At 66.5% G+C, this 20004-nt stretch carries 13 protein-coding genes; 5 read left to right on the top strand and 8 right to left on the bottom strand.

All coding sequences use genetic code 11. The features are described from left to right. Positions 1 to 27 precede the first annotated feature (27 nt). Both ppk1 and KPL74_01590 read left to right on the top strand, forming a co-directional pair. Complete coding sequence (ppk1, locus tag KPL74_01595; GenBank protein QWT20715.1) at positions 28 to 2199, top strand: polyphosphate kinase 1; 2172 nt, start codon at positions 28 to 30, stop codon at positions 2197 to 2199. Between the two features lie 246 nt (positions 2200 to 2445). Further along, a complete protein-coding gene (locus KPL74_01590) occupies positions 2446 to 4170 on the top strand; it encodes a GGDEF domain-containing protein (GenBank protein QWT20714.1) in 1725 nt (574 codons plus the stop codon). A gap of 7 nt (positions 4171 to 4177) precedes the next feature. Here KPL74_01590 and KPL74_01585 read toward each other — a convergent pair whose 3' ends face one another. From KPL74_01585 to KPL74_01570, 4 genes are read right to left on the bottom strand one after another with little or no spacing between them, the layout of a single operon-like run. Next, positions 4178 to 6442 carry a hypothetical protein gene (locus KPL74_01585; GenBank protein QWT20713.1) on the bottom strand — a complete coding sequence of 755 codons (2265 nt, stop codon included), beginning with the start codon at positions 6440 to 6442 and terminating at the stop codon, positions 4178 to 4180. Between the two features lie 17 nt (positions 6443 to 6459). Further along, positions 6460 to 7071: a glutathione S-transferase family protein gene (locus tag KPL74_01580; GenBank protein QWT20712.1), complete on the bottom strand. Its 612-nt coding sequence runs from the start codon at positions 7069 to 7071 to the stop codon at positions 6460 to 6462. 22 nt (positions 7072 to 7093) lie between these two features. Continuing rightward, a complete protein-coding gene (locus KPL74_01575) occupies positions 7094 to 7630 on the bottom strand; it encodes a GNAT family N-acetyltransferase (GenBank protein ID QWT20711.1) in 537 nt (178 codons plus the stop codon). A gap of 10 nt (positions 7631 to 7640) precedes the next feature. Then, the gene (locus tag KPL74_01570) at positions 7641 to 8810 is read right to left on the bottom strand and encodes an acyl-CoA dehydrogenase family protein (GenBank protein QWT20710.1); all 1170 of its coding nucleotides are present in this window, start codon (positions 8808 to 8810) and stop codon (positions 7641 to 7643) included. A gap of 209 nt (positions 8811 to 9019) precedes the next feature. Here KPL74_01570 and KPL74_01565 point away from each other — a divergent pair, with 209 nt between their 5' ends. After that, positions 9020 to 9895 carry a DMT family transporter gene (locus tag KPL74_01565; protein ID QWT20709.1) on the top strand — a complete coding sequence of 292 codons (876 nt, stop codon included), beginning with the start codon at positions 9020 to 9022 and terminating at the stop codon, positions 9893 to 9895. Positions 9896 to 10161: 266 nt separating this feature from the next. Here the strand turns inward: KPL74_01565 and KPL74_01560 are convergent, their stop codons facing one another. The 4 genes from KPL74_01560 to KPL74_01545 all read right to left on the bottom strand — a co-directional run bounded on the left by KPL74_01560 (position 10162) and on the right by KPL74_01545 (position 17847). Beyond that, positions 10162 to 10788 carry a hypothetical protein gene (locus tag KPL74_01560; GenBank protein QWT20708.1) on the bottom strand — a complete coding sequence of 209 codons (627 nt, stop codon included), beginning with the start codon at positions 10786 to 10788 and terminating at the stop codon, positions 10162 to 10164. Between the two features lie 292 nt (positions 10789 to 11080). Further along, positions 11081 to 12025 carry a 5'-nucleotidase gene (locus tag KPL74_01555; protein QWT20707.1) on the bottom strand — a complete coding sequence of 315 codons (945 nt, stop codon included), beginning with the start codon at positions 12023 to 12025 and terminating at the stop codon, positions 11081 to 11083. Positions 12026 to 12037: 12 nt separating this feature from the next. Then, complete coding sequence (locus KPL74_01550; GenBank protein QWT20706.1) at positions 12038 to 12796, bottom strand: NAD kinase; 759 nt, start codon at positions 12794 to 12796, stop codon at positions 12038 to 12040. 128 nt (positions 12797 to 12924) lie between these two features. After that, on the bottom strand, positions 12925 to 17847 hold the full coding sequence (locus KPL74_01545; GenBank protein ID QWT20705.1) for an NAD-glutamate dehydrogenase: 4923 nt from the start codon (positions 17845 to 17847) through the stop codon (positions 12925 to 12927). Between the two features lie 266 nt (positions 17848 to 18113). On the opposite strand from KPL74_01545, the gene KPL74_01540 reads away from it, so the two are divergent. Both KPL74_01540 and KPL74_01535 read left to right on the top strand, forming a co-directional pair. Then, positions 18114 to 18770: a TetR/AcrR family transcriptional regulator gene (locus KPL74_01540; protein ID QWT20704.1), complete on the top strand. Its 657-nt coding sequence runs from the start codon at positions 18114 to 18116 to the stop codon at positions 18768 to 18770. Continuing rightward, positions 18767 to 20002, top strand: coding sequence for an efflux RND transporter periplasmic adaptor subunit (locus KPL74_01535; protein QWT20703.1), 1236 nt, complete (start codon positions 18767 to 18769; stop codon positions 20000 to 20002). The genes KPL74_01540 and KPL74_01535 overlap by 4 nt, the downstream gene beginning before the upstream one ends. Positions 20003 to 20004 lie beyond the last annotated feature (2 nt).

Below are 20004 nucleotides of genomic sequence, written 5' to 3'. Positions count from 1 at the left end.
GTCGCGAGCCGCGACGAGGACTGACGCTTGGATACGATGACGCCTGCCACCGAACCGAACGCCACGGCGAAAACGCCGGCCACGAAGGTCCCGGCGCCGCCTGTGGAAGCGCCTGCGGCCGATGTCAGCGACCCGTCGCTCTACATCCATCGAGAACTGTCGCAGCTGCAATTCAACATCCGTGTGCTCGACCAGGCCCTGGATGAATCCAAGCCGCTGATCGAGCGCCTGAAATTCCTGCTGATCTTCTCGTCCAACATGGATGAGTTCTTCGAGATCCGCGTTGCCGGGCTCAAGCAGCAGATCGCCTTCGACCATGAAGTGATCGGTGCCGACGGTATCCCGCCGCGCCGCGTGCTCGCCGAAATCGCCGAGATTGCGCATCACCAGATCGAACGACAGTACGCGATCCTCAATGAAAAAATTCTTCCGGCGCTGGCGGAACAAGGCATCCGCATCGTGCGCCGCAACCAGTGGTCGCAGAAGCAGAAGCTGTGGGTGCGCCGTTACTTCCGCCACGAAGTCGCGCCGCTGATCACGCCGATTGGCCTCGATCCCACCCATCCGTTCCCGCGCCTGGTCAACAAGAGCCTCAACTTCATCGTGCAGCTGGAAGGCACCGATGCGTTCGGCCGCGACTCGGGCCTGGCGATCGTGCCGGCGCCGCGTATCCTCCCGCGCATCATCCGGCTGCCGCCGGAAGTGTGCGAGGACGGCGACAACTACGTCCTGCTGTCGTCGATCATCCACGCGCATGCCGACGACCTGTTCCCGGGCATGAGCGTCATCGGTTCTTATCAGTTCCGCCTCACCCGCAACGCCGACCTTTCGATCGATCCGGAAGACGTCGAGGATCTTGCCCGCACGCTGCGCGGCGAACTGTTCTCGCGCCGCTACGGCGATGCGGTGCGCCTGGAAGTGGCGGATAACTGCCCCAAGCCGCTGGTCGATTACCTGCTCAAGCAATACTCGCTGGAAGCCGATTCGCTTTACGAAGTGAATGGCCCGGTGAACCTCGCCCGCCTGTTCGAAATGACGGTGAAGTCGGACTACGCGCACCTGCAGTTCCCGCCGTTCGTGCCGGCATTGCCGAAGGCGCTGGCCGACGCCGAAGACATGTTCTCGGTGATCGGCAAGCAGGACATCCTGCTCTACCACCCGTTCGAATCGTTCTCGCCGGTGGTGGATTTCCTGCGCCAGGCCGCGAAGGATCCGCAGGTGCTGACCATCAAGCAGACGCTGTATCGCAGCGGTGCCAATTCCGAAATCGTCGATGCGCTGGTGGAAGCCGCGCGCGCGGGCAAGGAAGTCACCGCGGTGGTGGAACTGCGCGCGCGATTCGACGAAGAGTCCAACCTGAGCCTCGCCTCGCGCCTGCAGCAGGCCGGCGCCGTGGTGACCTACGGCGTGGTGGGCGTAAAGACGCACGCGAAGCTGGCCTACGTGCAGCGGCGCGAGAACGGCAAGCTGGTCAGCTACGCGCACCTGGGCACGGGTAATTACCACTCGGGCAATGCCCGCCTTTACACCGACTACAGCCTGCTCACCTCGGACGAAGCGCTGTGCGACGACGTGCACAAGCTGTTCCGCCTGCTCACGGGCATGGGCAAGGCGCTGAAGATGAAGCGCATGCTGTATGCACCGTTCACGCTGAAGAAGACGCTGCTTGAACTGATCGGTCGCGAAGCAAGCAACGCCGCGGCGGGAAAGAAGGCCGAGATCGTCTGCAAGCTCAACGCCATCACCGACCCGAAGATGATCCGTGCGCTGTACCGCGCCAGCCAGGCCGGCGTGAAGATCGAACTGATCGTGCGTGGCATGTGCTGCCTGCGCGCAGGCGTGCCGGGTGTCTCCGACAACATCCGCGTGCGCTCGGTGGTCGGCCGCTTCCTCGAGCACAGCCGGGTGTACTGGTTCCATAACGACGGCGAGCCAGACCTCTACCTAGCCAGCGCGGACATGATGGAGCGCAACCTGGACCGTCGCGTCGAGACCTGCTTCCCCATCGAAGGCAAGAAGCTCCGCCAGCGGGTGCGCAAGGAGCTGGACCTGTACCTGACCGACAACCACTCCGCGTGGATGCAGCAGGCGAACGGGAACTACGTGCTGGTCCAGCCGGCCCCCGGTGCGCCGGTGCGGGACGCCCAGGCCCAGTTGCTGGAGCGCTATGCGGCCGTGGCGGTGCCCAAGCCCCGCTGAGGGCGCCCCGCAAGCGGCTGTACGGGGGCCTCGCCACGGGCAAGCGCCCCGCCGGCCTGCCGCCACGGACGGTGCCGCCCGCCCCAGGCCCTTCGGCCGGGCGGATTTCACAAAGTGAACATGGCGGACCTCCCCCGGCAAAGGCACAATGGAGTTGCTTTTGGGGGAGACGGGCTTTCGTAGATCGCATCGGATCCAAGGCCGCGCGCCAGTAGGGTGCGCCGCAGCGTTGCAAGGGATTCGACCGTGGGTGAGCAGGGGCAATACGCATGGGTGATCCGCCTTACGCAGGCGGTGATGCTGTGCGCGATGCTTTTGCTGGCGGGCGTCGCGCAGGCGGCGCCCTCGTTGACCGGCAATTACCGTGAAGTACGCCCGGGCGATGACGCGGCGCGGGTGCTGGCCGAATCCTGGACGTCGCCACTGCCCTCGTTCGACCCCTCACGGATGCAGGTCTTTCACACCGGCGACGCCGGCACCTGGGTGATCCTGCGCCAGTTGCCGCCCTGGTCCGCTGACGAGCGCGTGCTCAGCATCCACAACCCGGGCGGTGGCAAGGTCACCCTGTATTACTCACCGACGGAAAAGTCGACGACCGCGCTGGACGACTTCGGCCCACCGCTGCACGGCCACGGGCGGCTGATCTTCGCCATCCCCGAGTCCGTGCCCGCGTCCCGGCCGCTGCTGCTGAAATTCGAGCCGACCGACCAGGCCCCGGGTGCGGTCACCATCAGCATGGAGAGCTGGCCGAACTTCCTCGCCGATGACGCGAGCTGGCTGGTGTTCGCCACGGCCTGCTTCTCGGTGATGTTGACCATGGCGCTGATGGCGCTGTGCTTCACCATCATCCTGCGGGACATGACCTTCGGCTGGTACGCCGCCTACCTGGTCTGCTATGCGCTGATCCAGGGCCTGCGCTCCGGCTACGTCTTCCATCCGCTGGAACTGCAGATGCTCGCCGGCATGGGCGATGCGCTGGGCACGGCCGCCACGGCGCTGTCGGTGTCGTTCGCGGCGCTGTTCATGCTGCGCTTCTGTAAGGTCGACGACTACGTGCCGCTGCTGCGCACGCCCGTGCTGGCCTTCGCTATCGGCATGCCGGTGATCGCCACCTGCCAGGTCTCCGGGGTGGCGCTGCTGGTAAGCACGGCGCACCTGCTGTTGCAGCCCCTGCTCCTGCTGGGCGCGGTGCTGCTGCTCGTCGCCGGCGCCATCGCCGCCGTGCGCGGCTCGCGCCACGCCTGGTTCTTCCTGGTCGGCTGGACCCCGCTGCTGTTGCTCACCGCGCTGTGCGGCGCGCAGTTGCAGGGCATGCTCGCCGATGCGCCGTGGCTACCGGACGCCGCGATCGCCATCGGCGCGTTCGAGGCCATCGTGTTGTCGATCGGTTTGTCCGACCGTGCGCTGACGATCCGCCACGACCGCGACAAGGCGCGCCAGCTCGCGGATGCCGACTCGCTGACCGGTGTGCTGAACCGCCGCGCGTGGACCGACGGCGCGCTGGCGACGCTGGAAGCCGGCAACGGCCGGCCGATCGCCCTGCTCTTCCTGGACCTCGATCACTTCAAGACGTTGAACGACCGCCACGGCCATGCCGCCGGCGATCGTGCACTGGTCGCCGTGGCCAGTGCCCTGCGCCACGAACTGCGCCCTAACGACCTGCTCGGCCGCTTCGGTGGCGAAGAGTTCGTCGCCTTGCTACAGGGTGCCGAACGCGAGCATGCGGTGCAGATCGCCACGCGCCTGTGTCGCCGGGTAAGCCGGTTGGACGTGCACGTCGGTGACGGCCGCGAAATGCTCACGGTCTCCATCGGCATCGCCATCCGCACCCCGGCCGACACGGTGCAGTCGCTGATCGAACGCGCCGACGCGGCGATGTACGCCGCCAAGCTCGGTGGGCGCAACCGCGTCGTCTGCTCCGGCCCCGCCGGTCCGACCCTGGTCCGCGCCAAGGCCGCCCCCAAGGCCTGATCGGCGGTTACGCCAACTCCCCGGCCGCCGCGACGATATCGTCGTCCCCTGGCAACACGAGGAAGGCCGCGCCCGCCAGCGGCGTAAACGTATCGACACCGACGACCCGGCGTAGCGGCACCGCACCGTGCCCGCCCTCGACGATCGCCGTGATCACGCCCTCGCCTACGCCGGCGCTCTTCCGGCCTTCGTCGACCACGAGGATCCGCTTCGCACCCTTCGCCTGCGCGGCGATGAAGCCGTCGTTCAACGGCACCAGCCAGCGCAGGTCGACCACGCGCACCTTCCAGCCATGCGTGGCCTCGATGCGGCGTGCGGCGCGCAAGCTCATCGGCACGCCGTTGCCGAAGGTGAAGATGACCAGGTCATCCGCGTCTTCGTGGTACACCCGGCCTTCGCCCAGCGGCATCGCTTCGCCAGGCGCGGGATAGGTGAACTGCCACTGGCCGTCGCCGGCTTCGTACAGATCCTTGGTCATGTACAAGGCGATCGGCTCGAGGAACGCGGTGACGCGGCCATCCACCTTCGCCAGCGCAGCGAGCGTGCGCAGCATCGTCGCCGCGTCATCGCCGCGGCTCGGGCAACCCACCACGAGGCCCGGGATGTCGCGCAGCGCCGTGATCGAGTTGTCGTTATGGAAATGACCACCGAAGCCGCGCTGGTAGCCGAGCGACGCTACGCGCATCAGCATGGGGTTGCGGTACTGGTCATTGGAGAAGAACTGCAACGATGCCGCTTCACCACGGATCTGGTCGCACGCGTTGTGGAAATACGCGAGGTACTGGATCTCGGGGAGCGGCAACATGCCCATGTTGGCGTAGCCCTGGGCGAGGCCGAGGATCATTGTCTCGTCGAGCAGCGTGTTGAACACGCGCGTGTTGCGGAAGGCTTTGTGCAGGCCCTTGGTCACCGTGTACACGCCGCCCTTCTGGGCGACGTCTTCGCCGAACAGCAGGCTTTCCGGATACTTCGCCATCAGATCGTGCAGGGCCTGGCCAATCTGGATGGCCAGGTGACGCGGCGGCTGGGCTTCGGGCAATTTCGCCGCGCCGCCGAACACGCGCTCGCGCTCTTCGGCCGGTGCCACGCGCGCGGCTTCGGCCTGCACCGCAGCGGGCGTGTACGGCGCCAGCGGGCGGACCACCTCGTCCAGCGTGGTGATCTTGGGGCGGCGATCGGCTTCGTCCGCCGCGTCGAAGCAGCGCTTGCGGATGCTGTCGTACAGGCCGAGCAGGCTTTCCCGGTCGTACAGGCCCGAAGAAAGCGCGATCGTCGCGCTGCGCAGCAACGGGTCGGTCGCCTCCAGCGCGACCAGCTCTTCGACCGAGCGCCACTCGATTTCGAAGTCGGTACCCGCGTGGCCCATCACCCGCGTCGTATTCAGGTGCAGGAAGGTCGGCCGGCGCGTCGTCCGGCAGTGCTCCACCGCGCGCTGCACGCCGGCGTAGCCACCGGCGAGGTCGAGGCCGTCGGCGTAGAAGTAATCGAGGTTGGAGCGACGCTCGAAGTTGTTCGCCACCCAACCGCTCGGCGTCTTCACCGAGATGCCGATGCCGTTGTCTTCGCAGATGAACAGCACGGGCGCGGGGAGCTTCTGGTACGCCGTCCAAGCCGCGGCGTTGAATGCCGTCTGCGCCGTGGCGTGGTTCGACGAGGCATCGCCGAACGAGCACAACGCGATGGAATCATCGGGGATCGGCAACGCATGACGGATGCGCTTGCCCTGCTCGATCGCGATGGCCGTGCCCAGCGCCTTGGGCAGGTGCGAGGCGATGGTCGAGGTTTGCGGAAGCACCCATAACGGCTTGCTGCCCCACACCTTGTGGCGGCCACCGGACGCCGGGTCTTCGCTGCTGGCAGCGAACGACAGCGCGGAATCCATCACCGGATCCATGCCGGGCAGCTTGCGGAAGCGCTCGGCCATGAAGCCGCCGCTGCGGTAGTGCAGGAACGCCGGATCGGTATGCCGCGTGGCACGCGCGACCATCGCGTTGCCTTCGTGGCCCGAGGATCCGATCGTGTAGAACACCTTGTTCTGCACGCGCAGCACGCGCGCCATCAGGTCGAGGTGGCGGCTGATCAGCTGCGATTCGAGCAGCTCGCGGAAGCCCCGCGCATCCAGCGTGCTGCCGGGCAGCACCGGCTCGTCGTCGCGCGGCGGCAGGGCCACGTCGCCCTGCCAGAACTGCACGAATTCGACGAAGTTCTGGTCGACGATCTCGGCGCGGTTGAAGCCCTTGTGGCGGGCAGCGATGGTGTACGGGACGGACATGGTGTGCTCGGGAAAGGTCAGGCGGCCATCGGCGAGAAGCGCGGCTGGGCGCGCACGCGCTCCAGCCAGGCGCCGACGCGCGGCCAACGGGACAGGTCGAAGCCGCCATCGGCGGCACAATGGGTGTAGGCGAACAGCGCGATGTCGGCGACGCCGAACGTACCGCCGCTGAAGAACGATTCGGTGCCGAGGTGGTCTTCCATGACGTCCAGTGCGTGGCCGCCGCGTTCGTGCAGGCGCGGGATCTCGGCCTGGCGCTCGTGGTCTTCCGGCAGCCAGCGACGGACGAAACGGGCGACGGCGATGTACGGCTCGTGGCTGTACTGCTCGAAGAACAGCCACTGCAGCGTGCGTGCGCGATCCCACGCATCGGCAGGCAGGAAGGCCGTGCCTTCGGCGAGGTAGCAAAGGATCGCGTTGGATTCCGCCAGCCGCCGGCCATCCTCGAGCACCAGCAGCGGCACCTTGCCGTTGGGGTTCAGCGCGAGGAATTCGGGCGTGCGCGTGGCGCCTTTGGAGCTGTCGGTGTCGATCCAGCGGTAGGGCTTGCCGAGCAGGTCCAGCAGCAGCTGCAGCTTGTAGCAGTTGCCCGACGAGCGCAGGCCGTACACGGTAGGCAGGTGGCTCATGCGGAATCCCGGAGTGGTTGGATCAGCGGCGACGGGCGAGCCACTGCTCGCGCGTCTGGCCCCAGAGGTCGATGACATCGCCTTCGAACGGTGCGGGCAGCACGCCCTTGCCCTGCCAGGTGGAGCCCAGCTTTTCGGCGACGCGGATCGAGGCGATGTTTTCCGTATTGATCGAGTGGATGATCTCGGTCCAGCCCAGGTGTTCGAAGGCCCAGTCCATGGAAGCCGCGGCGCCTTCGGTAGCGTAGCCCTTGCCCCAGGTCTCGCGCAGCAGGCCCCAGCCGATTTCATGGCCGGGCCAGCCCTCGGGCTCCCAGGGTCCAAGCCGGCCGACCCAGCGGCCGGTGGCGCGCTCGATCACCGAGAACATGCCAAAGCCGAGCATGCTCCACGAACCGGCCATGGTCATGAAGTTGCGCCATGCCAGCGCGCGCGGTTGCGGGCCGCCGAGGAAGCGATTCACTTCCGGATCGGCCATGCACTCGGCCCATGCGCCAAAATCGTCTGGCGCGGTGGGACGCAGGATCAGCCGATCCGTTTCGATGCGCGGGCCGTGCATGGCGCCGCGATCAGAACGCGTTGATGCCGGTGAGCTCGCGGCCCACCACCAGCTGGTGCACCGTCTCGGTGCCTTCGTAGGTGATGACCGACTCGAGGTTCAGCGCGTGCCGGATCGCCGAGTGCTCGGTGGTGATGCCGGCGCCGCCGAGGATGTCGCGGCAGTCGCGCGCGATGTCCAGCGCCATGCGCACGTTGTTCCACTTCGCCAGCGACACCTGGGTCGGCTGCAGGCGGCCGGCATCCTTCAGCCGGCCGAGCTGCAGCGACAGCAGCTGGGCCGTGGTGATGCGGCGGGCCATGTCGGCCATGCGCAGCTGCACGGCCTGGTTCGCGGCCAGCGGGCGGCCGAACAGGATGCGCTGCTCGGTGTAGTCCAGCACTTCCTTCAGGCAGGCCTGGGCGGCGCCGATCGGGCCCCAGGTGATGCCGTAGCGGGCCTGGTTGAGGCAGCCAAGCGGGCCTTTGAGGCCCTTCACGTTCGGCAGGCGAGCGCTGTCGGGCACGCGCACGTCGTCGAAGAACAGGCCCGAGGTGACCGAGGCACGCAGGCTCATCTTCTTGTGCACTTCCTGCGCCGCGAAGCCCTTCGTATCGGTCGGCACGATGAAGCCCTGGATGCCCTCGTCGGTCTGCGCCCAGACGATGGCGATGTGCGCGAGGTTGCCGTTGGTGATCCACATCTTGGCGCCGTTGATCACCCAGTCGCCACCGTCCTTGCGGGCCACGGTCTTCATGTTGGCCGGGTCGGAACCGCCGTGCGGCTCGGTGAGGCCGAAGCAGCCGATGACCTCGCCCGCGGCCATCCGCGGCAGGTATTCGCTCTTCTGCTCCTCGGAGCCGTAGGCGAAGATCGGGTACATGCACAGCGAGCTCTGCACGGAAGCGAAGCTGCGCAGGCCGGAATCGCCGCGCTCCAGTTCCTGGCAGATCAGGCCGTAGCTGACACCGTTCATGCCGGCGCAGCCGTATTCCTCGGGCAGCGTGGCGCCCAGCAGGCCCAGCGAGGCGATCTCGGGAACCAGCTCGGCCGGGAAACGGCCCTGGTCGAAGCAGTCACCGATGATCGGGAGCACCTTTTCGTCGACGAAGCGGCCGACGGCGTCCTGGACCATGCGCTCTTCTTCCGTGAGCAGCGAACGAACATCGTAGAGATCGAGCGGGTCGAGACGGGTTGCCATGCGGGGAGTCGTTTCGTCGTTGGATGAGCCCCCGATTGTAGCGATCCCGGGGTGGCGGGGTCATGGCGTCCCGCAGCATCGGCGGTGGCTGGCGCCGTTCCGGCCACGCCGCCTGGGCGCCGCGCCAGCCACCATGCGCCCGCGAAGGGTGTGCCGGCCGGTAAACGATTACATAATGGCCCTGCCTACCCCCTACCGGACCCCTCCCCATGTTCAAGGGTGTGATGCTCGGCTTCGCCTGCTACGCGGCCTACGCGTGGAGCGACGCCTTCGTGAAGTCCCTGGAGGGCACGCTGCCCGCGTACGAGGCGGTGTTTTTCGGCGCCGTGCTGGCCCTGGCCGCCCTGCCCTTCCTGAAAAAGCCCGGCGACCGCTGGAGCGAAATCGTCGTGTCGAAGCTGCCGGGCCTGTGGCTGTTGCGTGCCATGGCCGGTGCCATCGGCAACGTCACCGCGGTGATGGCATTCACCGCATTGCCGATGGCCGAGGCGTTCTGCCTGATCTTCCTCTTGCCGATCTTCGTCACCATCCTCTCGGTGATCTTCCTGCGCGAGCACGTGGGCTGGCGGCGCTGGTCGGCCGTGGTGGTCGGTTTCCTCGGCGTGCTGGTGGTGCTGCGCCCGGGCTTCCGCCACCTCGGCACAGGCCATGTCGCCGCGATCATCTGCGGCATCACCGGCGCGCTCTCGATCATCGCGCTTCGCATGGCCGGCGCCAGCGAAAAGCGCATCACGCTGTACGGTGCCGGCGTGATCGGCCCGATGATCGCCGGCTTCATCATGATGCTGCCGCACTTCGTCTGGCCGGACGCGCATCAGTGGTTCCTGGTGCTTGGCTACGGCCTCTTCGCCGCGGTGGGCGCCGTGTTGCTGATGCTGGCGACGCAGAACGCGCCGGCGGCGCGCGTGGCGCCCACGCAGTACAGCCAGATGCTGTGGGCGATCCTGTTCGGCTATCTCATCTTCCACGACCACCTCGACTGGCCGATGCTGGTCGGCATCGTGCTGATCCTCGGCGCGGGCCTGTTCACCTTCGTGCGCGAAGAGAAGAAAACCGACTGGTGGCGGTGGACGAACATCGTTTGATGTTGCTGGACGCGTGCAATGCGCGTCCATGCACCTGCCTAGAAAAGCGAAGCCCCGCATAGCGGGGCTTCTTAGTCCGAAAACCTCTTGCGTCCGCACCGGGCGGAGCCACTGGGTGGCAGGCGACGCTGGCTTGTGGCCATCCGGCTTTGGCGTCTTCGTCGAGACTATCGATTTTCTTGAATGCGAGCAATGCCGCACGGCCTACGCCGTTGTGCTCCGGGGATGACGCACATCTCAGCAGGCACCGATTTTTACGTGCTACCTCATTCGAAAAGACGGCACTCCCTCACACGGAGCATGTCATGCATCACGAGCACCAGATCCTGGCAGCGCTTTCCCGCACGCCCCGAAGGTAATGGTCGACCATGGGCGTCCATTGGAACGCAGGCCTGATGCGGTGGCTTCCGTACGTTGATCCACGGGGGCGAGCCTACCCACTGAACCACCTTCACCCGTTTAGATTTGTACACTCGATGGCGCAACGCGGCGCTGCCGCACCTGAGCATGTGCTCATCCATGTTGGATTCGGACTCCACTGCTTCACCCGCCATCCGAGCACAGACGAAAACTCGCAGGGCCGTTATGGCGATGCGCGCGAAACACGCGAATTCGACGCCATACGCTATCGATTGTCTCGGCACCTTCCCAAAATTGTCCGAGATCTGGCCAATCGACGGTGTTCGTTTGGCAAAGACGACAACTTCGTAACCGTCGACATTGTCGACGATGAAGGAATTCCGATCCGCCTCGCCGTCTTCTTCAATCTGAAACGATGGCCGAGAGACGGATCGCGAGCCGTACTCCTTGTGGTGCAGAGCGCCTATCCACTTGCTACGCAGAGGAAGTTGCCGGCAAACGGTCGAATTGGCTTCGACGTACTGGTACGCCACGCCTTGAAGGGCACGCGACCAAAACCGCCTCGCTAGATAAGCGAAAGCCCCGCAGTGCGGGGCTCCGTAGTCCGAAAACCTCTTGCGTCCGCACCGGGCGGAGCCACTGGGTGGCAGGCGACGCTGGCTTGTGGCCATCCGGCTTTGGCGTCTGAGGCGTACTTTAGTACGCGCCCAGGCGTCAGTCTATACCAAGGACCTCAAGCGTGTCGCTTGTGGCACGTCGACATATCGTTTGACGCCTCGCGAGGAGATGTCGCGGCCAGGGCCGCTCCTACAGTGGGATCATCGTTCAGGTGTTGCTAACGCCATGCGGGACGTGGCCGGTGGCGACGTGGCGGCGGGCGGATTCGACGTTGGCCGGGCTGTCGTCGAAGAAGATGTCGGCGCCGAAGGCGTCCAGGAACGGGCCCTTGTCGCGACCACCCAGGAACAGCGCTTCGTCGATGCGGACGCCCCAGCGGCGCAGGGTTAGGATCACGCGTTTGTGCGCGGGTGCGGAGCGCGCGGTGACCAGCGCCGTGCGGATCGGCGAGGTTTCGGCCGGGAACGCGGCCTGCAGGCGATGCAATGCCGACAGGAAGCCGCGGAACGGACCGCCGGAAAGCGGTTCGGCCCAGAGCTCGGACTCGTTGCGATGGAACGCGTCGAGGCCCTGCTCTTTCGAGACACGCTCGCCTTCGTCACCGAAGATCACCGCGTCGCCGTCGAAGGCGATGCGCAGCTGCTCGGTGGAACGCGGCGGCGCGGTCGACGGCAGGATCGTCGCGGCGGCAACGCCGGCGCGCAAGGCGCGGCCCACGTCTTCGGCGTTCGCCGAGAGGAACAGATCGGCCTTGAACGGCGCGATGTAATCGGAGGTCGGCGCGCCACTGGTGAAGGCTGCGCGGGAGATGCCCAGGCCGTAGTGCTGGATGGCGTTGAAGATGCGCAGGCCGGTGTCGCCTGAGTTACGCGACAGCAGGATGACTTCCACGGCCGGCAGGTCGCCGGAGAGCTTGTTGAGGTCGAGCAGTTTCTGCACCAGCGGGAACGCCACGCCGGGCTTCAGCAGTTCGTCTTCGTGCTCGATCTGGAAGGCGCGGTAGGCGTCCAGCCCGTCCCGTTCGAACAGCTCGTGGCTGCTGCCCATGTCGAACAGCGCGCGCGAGGAGATGGCGACGACGAGACGGTTGTCCTGGACGGAGGCGTCGGCGTGGGCGTTGGTGGACGAGTTGTCGGTGTCAGGGGAATTCATGGGGGCGTGGGGTTAGCCTGCGAACTGTTCGTCGAGGATGCGTTGCTGCAGGTTGTGTTCGGGATCGAACAGGAGGCGTACGCCGTGGCGGCGGCTCTGGCGGATCTCGACGCTGCGTACGTCGCGCACCTCGTGGAAATCCGCGGTGGCGCTGATCGGGCGCTTGTTCGGATCCTTCGTGTCGAACCCGACCTTCGTCGCGTGCGGCAGGATCGCGCCACGCCAGCGGCGTGGGCGGAACGGGCTGATCGGCGTCAGCGCCAGCACATTGGCGTCCAGCGGCAGGATCGGGCCGTGGGCCGAGAGGTTGTAGGCCGTGGAGCCTGCCGGCGTGGCCACGAGGATGCCGTCGCAGACCAGCTCGTCGAGTTTCACCTCGCCGTTGAGGCGTACCTGCAGGTGCGCCGCCTGGTTGCTCTGGCGCAGCAAGGCCACTTCGTTGAACGCGAGTGCGCGGTGTTCCACGCCATCGCAGCAGGTGCTGTGCATTTCCAACGGATGCAACACCGCGGGATGGGCCCGCTCGATTCGCTCGACCAGGCTCTCGGTGTCGTGCTTGTTCATGAGGAAGCCGAGGCGCCCCAGCTTCATGCCGTAGAACGGGATGCCAAGCGTGCGGTGCGCGTGCAGCGTGCGCAGCATGAAGCCGTCACCACCGAGCGACACGATGATTTCCGCGTCCGCCGGCTCCACGCCACCGTAAAGCTTCACCAGCGCATGGCGGGCGCGTTGGGCGACGTCTGTTTCGCTGGCTACGAAGGCTAGGCGCATGAAGGACGGCTTGGAGGACCAGCGGCCAGCTTAGCCCACGAACCGCCAAAACTGTAGGAGCGCGCCTGCGCGCGACACCGACACCCGTAGGTGCAGCGGCATCGGGGCAGGCGCGGGATCGATCCCCGTCAGGTGACGGGGATCTGGGCCAGCTGGGCCAGGCGGCGGACGGCGACCGATGCGATCGGGTAGTCGGCGTTCTGGGTCAGGATCTCGGCAAGCATCGTGCGGGTGTACTTCAGCGTGGCGTCGTCGCGTTCCAGCCAGGCCTTGACCGGGCTGATGTCGGAACGATCGCCGGCGATGGCGAGCACCTGCAGGGCCAGCGCACGATGCTGGGCGTTGAGCTCGTCCAGCAGCGAACCGCGGGCCTGGGCGTGCCATGCACCTTCCACCGGCAGCGCTTCGATCTGGCCGCGCAGCCACTCCAGGTCCAGGGCCTCGCCCAGTTCGTAGAACACGCGCGCCACGGTGGCCATGTCCTTGCCGCTCTGCTTGGACACCTCGACCATGTCCAGCGCTGCGCGCAGCACCGGGATGCGGGCGAGGCGGACGGCCAGCTCGGCCGGCACGTCCAGGCCTTCCCACTTTTCCTGGCTCGCGCTGAAGTCACCGCGACCGGTGTCGGTCAGGGCATCCGGCAACGCCTTGCGCAGCGTGGTCACCTCGGCCGCATAGCGGTCGACGTTGGCCGCGATGTCCAGCGAGCCGCCCGGACGGTTGAGCAGCCAGCGGGTGAGGTGGCGCAGCAGCGACCAGATCTGCAGGATCGCGTCGATCTGCGTGTCCTCGGCCACCTTGCCGTCCAGCGCCTCCAGTTCGGCCCACAGGTCGCGGGCGTCGAGGATTTCGCGGGCGGCGGTGTAGGCCTTGGCGATCGCCGCCGGGCCGTGGCCGGTGTCTTCCTGCATGCGCATCATGAACGTCGCGCCCATGCGGTTGACCGTGGAATTGGTCACGGCGGTGGCGATGATCTCGCGCTTCAGGCGATGGCGCTGCATGTGCCCGGCGTACTTTTCGTGCAGCGGCACGGGGAAGTAGCGGACCAGCTCGCGCGACAGGTACGGATCTTCCGGCACGTCCGAATCGAGCAACTGCTGGAACAGGCGGATCTTGTCGTACGACAGCAGCACCGACAGCTCCGGACGGGTCATGCCCTGGCCACGCTGCTTGCGCTCGGTCAGCTCGGCCGAGGTCGGCAGCGACTCCACCTGGCGATCGAGCAGCCCTTCGGCTTCCAGCGTGCTGATGAAGTGCGCCATCGAACCCAGGCGGCGCACCGACTGGTGCTCCATCACGGTGATGGCCTGGTTCTGGCGATAGTTGTCCCACAGCACGAGGCGGCCGACTTCATCGGTCATCTCGGCGAGCTGCTTGTTGCGACCTTCGAAGGTGAGCTCGCCACGCTGGACGGCATCGTTCAGCAGGATCTTGATGTTCACCTCGTGGTCGGAGGTGTCCACGCCGGCGGAGTTGTCGATGAAGTCGGTGTTGAGCAGCACGCCGGCCTGGGCGGCCTCGATGCGGCCCTTCTGCGTCATGCCCAGGTTGCCGCCCTCGCCCACCACCTTGCAGCGCAGCTCGTTGCCGTTGACACGCAGCGCGTTGTTGGCGCGATCGCCGACTTCCGCATGCGTCTCGCTGGTGGCCTTCACGTAGGTACCGATACCGCCGTTCCACAGCAGGTCGACCGGTGCCTTCAGGATCGCCGACAGCAGGTCGTTCGGCGCCATGTGCGTGCCTTCCGAGCGGATGCCCAGCGCGGCCTTCGCCTCGGCTGACACGGGGATCGACTTGGCGGTGCGCGGATAGACACCGCCACCGGCGGAGATCAGCGACTTGTCGTAGTCCTCCCACGAGGAACGCGGCAGCGCGAACATGCGCTGGCGCTCGACGAAGCTCTTCGCCGCATCCGGGTTCGGGTCGAGGAAGATGTGCCGGTGGTCGAACGCAGCCAGCAGGCGGATGTGCTCAGAGAGCAGCATGCCGTTGCCGAACACGTCGCCGGACATGTCGCCCACGCCCACCGTGGTGAAGTCCTGGGTCTGGCTATCCCGGCCCATGGCACGGAAGTGGCGCTTGACCGACTCCCACGCGCCATTGGCCGTGATGCCCATGCCCTTGTGGTCGTAACCGTTGGAGCCGCCCGAGGCGAAGGCGTCGTCCAGCCAGAAGCCGTGCTCGGTGGAGATCGCGTTGGCGATATCCGAGAACGTGGCCGTGCCCTTGTCCGCGGCAACGACCAGGTAGGGGTCGTCGTTGTCATGGCGAACCACATCGTGCGGCGGGACGACCTTGCCTTCGACCAGGTTGTCGGTGATGTCGAGCAGGCCGTTGATGAACATGCGATAGCACGCGATGCCCTCGGCCAGCTGTGCGTCGCGATCGCCGCCCACGGGCGGACGCTTGACGAAGAAGCCGCCCTTCGAGCCGACCGGCACGATGACGGTGTTCTTCACCATCTGCGCCTTGACCAGGCCGAGCACTTCCGTGCGGAAATCTTCGCGGCGGTCCGACCAGCGCAGGCCGCCGCGGGCGACGGAACCGAAGCGCAGGTGGATGCCTTCCACGCGCGGGGCGTAGACGAAGATTTCGCGGAACGGCACCGGCTTGGCCAGCTCGGGGACCTTGTGCGAATCGAACTTGAAGGCGATGTAGGCGCGGAAGCTGCCGTCCCAGGCCTGGAAGAAGCTGGTCCGCAGGGTGGCGTGGACCAGCGAGATGAAGCTGCGCAGGATGCGGTCTTCGTCGAGGCTGGACACGTTGTCGAGCAGCGCGTTGATGGCCTCCTCGACGGCCGTGGCCTGCTGCTCGCGCGGCAGTGCCAGCGAGGCGATCAGGTTGCCGATCAGGCCAGGGTGCGCGGCCAGGGTTTCCGGGTCCATCAGCGCGTGCATTTCGTGCGAGAGCAGTTCCTCGGCACGCTTGCGCTGGTCGCCATCGAGGCTTTCGCGGCGTGGATCGAAGCGCGCGTTGAACATCTCGATGATCAGGCCGGCAATGGCCGGGTAGCGGTTCAGGGCGTCTTCCATGTACGCCTGCGAGAACGCCACGCCGGTCTGCAGCAGGTACTTGCAGTAGCCGCGCAGGATGGCGACCTGGCGCCAGTTGAGCTTCGCGCCCAGCACCAGGCGGTTGAAGCCGTCGTTCTCGGCGTTGCCACGCCAGATCTGCTCGAAGGCATCTTCGAAGATGCTGCCAACCTGCGCCACGTCGAACGCGAGGCGGCCGACCGGCTGCACCTCGAAGTCCTGGATGAACAGGGCGGCGTCGCCCAGCTTCACTTCATACATGTGCTCGGTGAGCACGCGCAGGCCGAGGTTTTCCAGCTGCGGCAACACTTCGGAAAGGGCGATGTCCGAGCCGGAACGGTAGACCTTGAAGCGCAGCTCTTCCGGGCGATGCGGCGGGTGGTAGAACGACATGCTGATGGCGTCGGGGCCATCCAGGCCAGCCAGCGCGCGTACGTCGGCCGCGGCCACGGCCGGCGAGACTTCGTCCACGTAACCGGCCGGCAGCGCCTTGCCATAGCGATTGGCGAGGATGATGCCCGGCTGCTCGCCAGCGGTCGCGACCAGCTGGTCGCGCAGTTCGTCGTACCAGTTACGCGCGATCGACACGATCTTCGACTCGATGTCGGCCGCGTCGTAAGCCGGGTGGTCGCCGATGCGCGGACGCACGGTGACGTGCAGGCGGACCAGCGCCGATTCGCCCATCAACACGGCCGAATCCACGTGCTCGCCGTGGAACGCTTCGCGCAGCACGGCTTCCACGCGCTCGCGCACCGTGGTGTTGAAACGATCGCGCGGGATGTAGACCAGGCAGGAGAAGAACCGGCCGTAGCTGTCGCGGCGGATGAACAGGCGGGTGCGGGTGCGCTGGGCCAGCTCGAGCAGGCCGGAGGCCAGCGCGAACAGCTCGTCGGTGCTGCACTGGAACAGTTCGTCGCGCGGCAGGGTATCGAGGATGTGCTGCAGCGCCTTGCCCGAATGCGAATCGCGCTTCAGGCCCGAGCGGGTCATCACGGCTTCGCACTTGTCGCGCACCAGCGGGACGTGCTGCGGATGGGCCATGTAGGCATTCGACGAGAACAGGCCCAGGAAGCGCTGCTCCGCGGCCGGGCGGCCGTTGGCGTCGAAGCGAAGCACGCCGATGTAGTCCATGTAGCCCGCGCGATGGATCGGCGAGCGGGCGTTGGTCTTGGTCAGGATGATCGCGTCGGTGGAACCCGAGCGCGGCAGCTCGCTGGCCACCAGCGTGCGCAGCGAACGCGGTGCGAGCGAACGCTCCGCGGTGCGCAGGATGCCAAGGCCCGAGCCTTCGACGGTCTTCAGCACTTCGTCGCCGGCGTCGGCCGCCACTTCGTATTCACGGTAACCCATGAAGGTGAAGTGGTTATCGGCGACCCAGCGGAGGAAATCCGAAGCCTCGTGCACTTCTTCCGCGGTATACGGGAGGGCGCGCTTGCCGAGGTCATCGGCGACCTCGTTCATCTTCGCGCGCATCGCGCGCCAGTCGACCACGGCCTCACGAACGTCGGCGAGGGCGGTTTCGACGCTGGCCTTCACGGTGTCCAGCTCGGTGTCGTCGATCCGGTCGATCTCGAAACGCATGATCGATTCGGCGTGCTCGCCGACCCCCATGGCTTCCAGCTGGCCGGCGGCCGAGCGCGTCACCGGGACGACCGGGTGGATGATCGCGTGGATGTCGGCATGCGCCGCGGCCACCATCGACACGGTGTCGACCAGGAACGGCATGTCGTCGGTGACGACTTCGATCACGGCACGGGTGCCGGTGACGCCCGGGTTATAGACCCGGACGCTGGCCTTGCCGGGGGCGCGCTGGCGCGCGAAGGCCAGAAGGTCGGCGATCAGGGCAGCCCAGCGAGCGGGCGTGTGCAGGGCATGGTCAGCCTCCGCCATGCGCTCGAAGAAGGCGTCGATGAAGAAGCGCGCTTCATTGAGGCGCTCCGCGGGGTAGTCGATTTTCTTCAGTTCATCGAAAACGTGCGTCTGGAACTGGCCATTCTCGGCCGAGCGAATCGCATTCATGGGCGGATATCGATGTGGGGAAGTTGGGAAAACCGTAAAAGGATAGCTCCCGCACGTGTCATTGGGCCACACCAACGGCGATGCTTATTGCAGCTAAATTCACCGCAGCGCGGCATATATCAAGGAACCGGCGTCGGGTGCTGCATGCCCACACGGCTGGCACGGAATGTGCGACGCAACAATTCGCGTGCGAATGGCACTCATGCCCGTTGACGCTGGTCCGGGGGAGATTCTAAACTGGACGGTATAGTCCAGCAGGTACAGCTATGTCTCACCTGGATAACCTCCCGGCGCCAAACCGGCAACAACGGGTGCTCCAGGCGGCGTGCTCACTGTTCCTGCGCGACGGATATCGCGTCAGCATGGGGGCCGTGGCCCGCGAGGCGGGGGTATCCAAGCAGACCGTGTACGCGCATTTCGAAAACAAGGACACCCTCTTCCACGCTGCCGTCGAACAACTTGTCCTTCCCTTGCACGCGAGCCTCTCCCCGGAGCGCCGCGGCCTGGCCGCCACGCTACTGGCGTTGGCCCAGGCGCACCAGACCCACGTGATGGACCACGACAACGTCGCCCTTGGGCGGATGCTGATCGCAGAGGCGCCCCGTTTTCCAGGCGCCGCGCGGACATTCTTCCGTACGGCGATCGAAACCGTGGCGTCCCGGCTGTCCAGTTGCATGGCCGAGGCGATGGATAACGGCGAGATGCGCCGGGAGGACCCGGACGTGGCAGCGGAGCTGTTCCTGTCCATGTTGCATGGGCTGGAAGGGGACCGCCGCCTGTTTGGCTTGCGCGCGAGGGGGCCCAAGGCGCAGGACGACTGGGCCCGCCACGCCGTCACCGTATTTATGCACGCGTACGACATCCTCCCGGATGCCCGGCCGCGAACGAACAAGAAACCTGGAAAAGGAACGGAGTTCTCATGAAACCCCTGCCCATGCGCACCACCCTGCTGGCCGCTGGCCTCATCGTCGCGCTTGCCGCCTGCCACAAGCAGGAAGCCCCGCAGCAACCGCCCCCGCCGCAGGTGGGTGTCATCACCGTACAGCCGCAGGACGTCCCGCTGGTCCAGGACCAGGTCGGGCGCGTGTCTTCGTACCGTACGGCCGACGTCCGCGCACGCGTACCGGGCATCCTCCTGCATCGCCTGTATGACGAAGGCACGGACGTGAAGGCCGGCCAGTCGCTGTTCAAGATCGACCCGGCGCCGCTGCAGGCCGAACTGGACGCCCAGCTGGCCAACCTCGCCTCGGCGAAGGCCACGGCGGTGAACAGCAAGGCCCAGGCCGACCGTGCCCGTGGCCTGATCGGCAAGAACTACGTGTCGCGCGCCGACCTCGACACCGCCGAGGCGACCGAACGCACCTCCAATGCCGCCGTCAAGCAGGCCGATGCCGCCGTGCAGTCGGCCCGCATCAACCTGGGCTTTACCGACGTGCGCTCGCCGATCGACGGCCGCGCCGGCAAGCAGCAGGTGACCGAAGGCGCACTGGTTGGCCAGGGTGACACCACCCTGCTCACCCAGGTGGACGAGCTGGACAAGGTCTACATCAACTTCAGCATGTCCGTGTCGGACCTGGACACGCTGCGCACCGCCGCTGCCAAGGGCGCCGCCACGCTGTCGGCCACCGACCAGTCGAAGGTGCGCATCCAGTTGCCGGACGGCTCGGACTTCGGCGAAGCCGGCCAGCTCGACTTCTCGTCGGCCACGGTGAACCCGCAGACCGGCACCACCGACCTGCGCGCACTGCTCGCCAACCCCGGCCAGCGCCTGCTGCCCGGCCAGTTCGTGACCGTGAAGGCCACCCTGGGCGACCTGCATAACGTCTACCTTGTGCCGCAGACCGCGGTGCTGCGCGATTCCAACTCGGCCTACGTGATGGTCGTTGGCACCGCCAAGGTGAAGGACCCGCAGAGCGGCCAGGAAAAGACCATCGAGTCGGCCGCCATCCGCCACCCGATCCAGACCGACCGCATCAGCGGCTCTAACTGGGTCGTGACCGGTGGCCTGCAGCCCGGCGACAAGGTCATCGTCGAGGGCGTGCCCAAGGCGAAGGACAACGCGCCGGTCAACGCGCAGCCTGCCCAGCAGCAGCCTGCCGCTGGCGCGGCCCCGGCACAGGCGGGCTCCTCGGCCGCCCCTGCCGGCAAGCAGTAAGG

Source organism: Bacillus sp. NP157, from assembly GCA_018889975.1.
Taxonomy (GTDB): domain Bacteria; phylum Pseudomonadota; class Gammaproteobacteria; order Xanthomonadales; family Rhodanobacteraceae; genus Luteibacter.
The sequence above is the reverse complement of the archived record's forward strand: the minus strand, read 5'-3'. Positions and strand labels throughout refer to the sequence as shown.

Bases quoted from the DNA above. Each gene is read 5' to 3' on its own strand.
- KPL74_01585 (QWT20713.1), bottom strand. From the start codon at position 6,442: ATGTCCGTCCCGTACACCATCGCTGCCCGCCACAAGGGCTTCAACCGC.
- KPL74_01580 (QWT20712.1), bottom strand. From the start codon at position 7,071: ATGAGCCACCTGCCTACCGTGTACGGCCTGCGCTCGTCGGGCAACTGC.
- KPL74_01575 (QWT20711.1), bottom strand. From the start codon at position 7,630: ATGCACGGCCCGCGCATCGAAACGGATCGGCTGATCCTGCGTCCCACC.
- KPL74_01570 (QWT20710.1), bottom strand. From the start codon at position 8,810: ATGGCAACCCGTCTCGACCCGCTCGATCTCTACGATGTTCGTTCGCTG.
- KPL74_01565 (QWT20709.1), top strand. From the start codon at position 9,020: ATGTTCAAGGGTGTGATGCTCGGCTTCGCCTGCTACGCGGCCTACGCG.
- KPL74_01555 (QWT20707.1), bottom strand. From the start codon at position 12,025: ATGAATTCCCCTGACACCGACAACTCGTCCACCAACGCCCACGCCGAC.
- KPL74_01550 (QWT20706.1), bottom strand. From the start codon at position 12,796: ATGCGCCTAGCCTTCGTAGCCAGCGAAACAGACGTCGCCCAACGCGCC.
- KPL74_01545 (QWT20705.1), bottom strand. From the start codon at position 17,847: ATGAATGCGATTCGCTCGGCCGAGAATGGCCAGTTCCAGACGCACGTT.
- KPL74_01540 (QWT20704.1), top strand. From the start codon at position 18,114: ATGTCTCACCTGGATAACCTCCCGGCGCCAAACCGGCAACAACGGGTG.
- KPL74_01535 (QWT20703.1), top strand. From the start codon at position 18,767: ATGAAACCCCTGCCCATGCGCACCACCCTGCTGGCCGCTGGCCTCATC.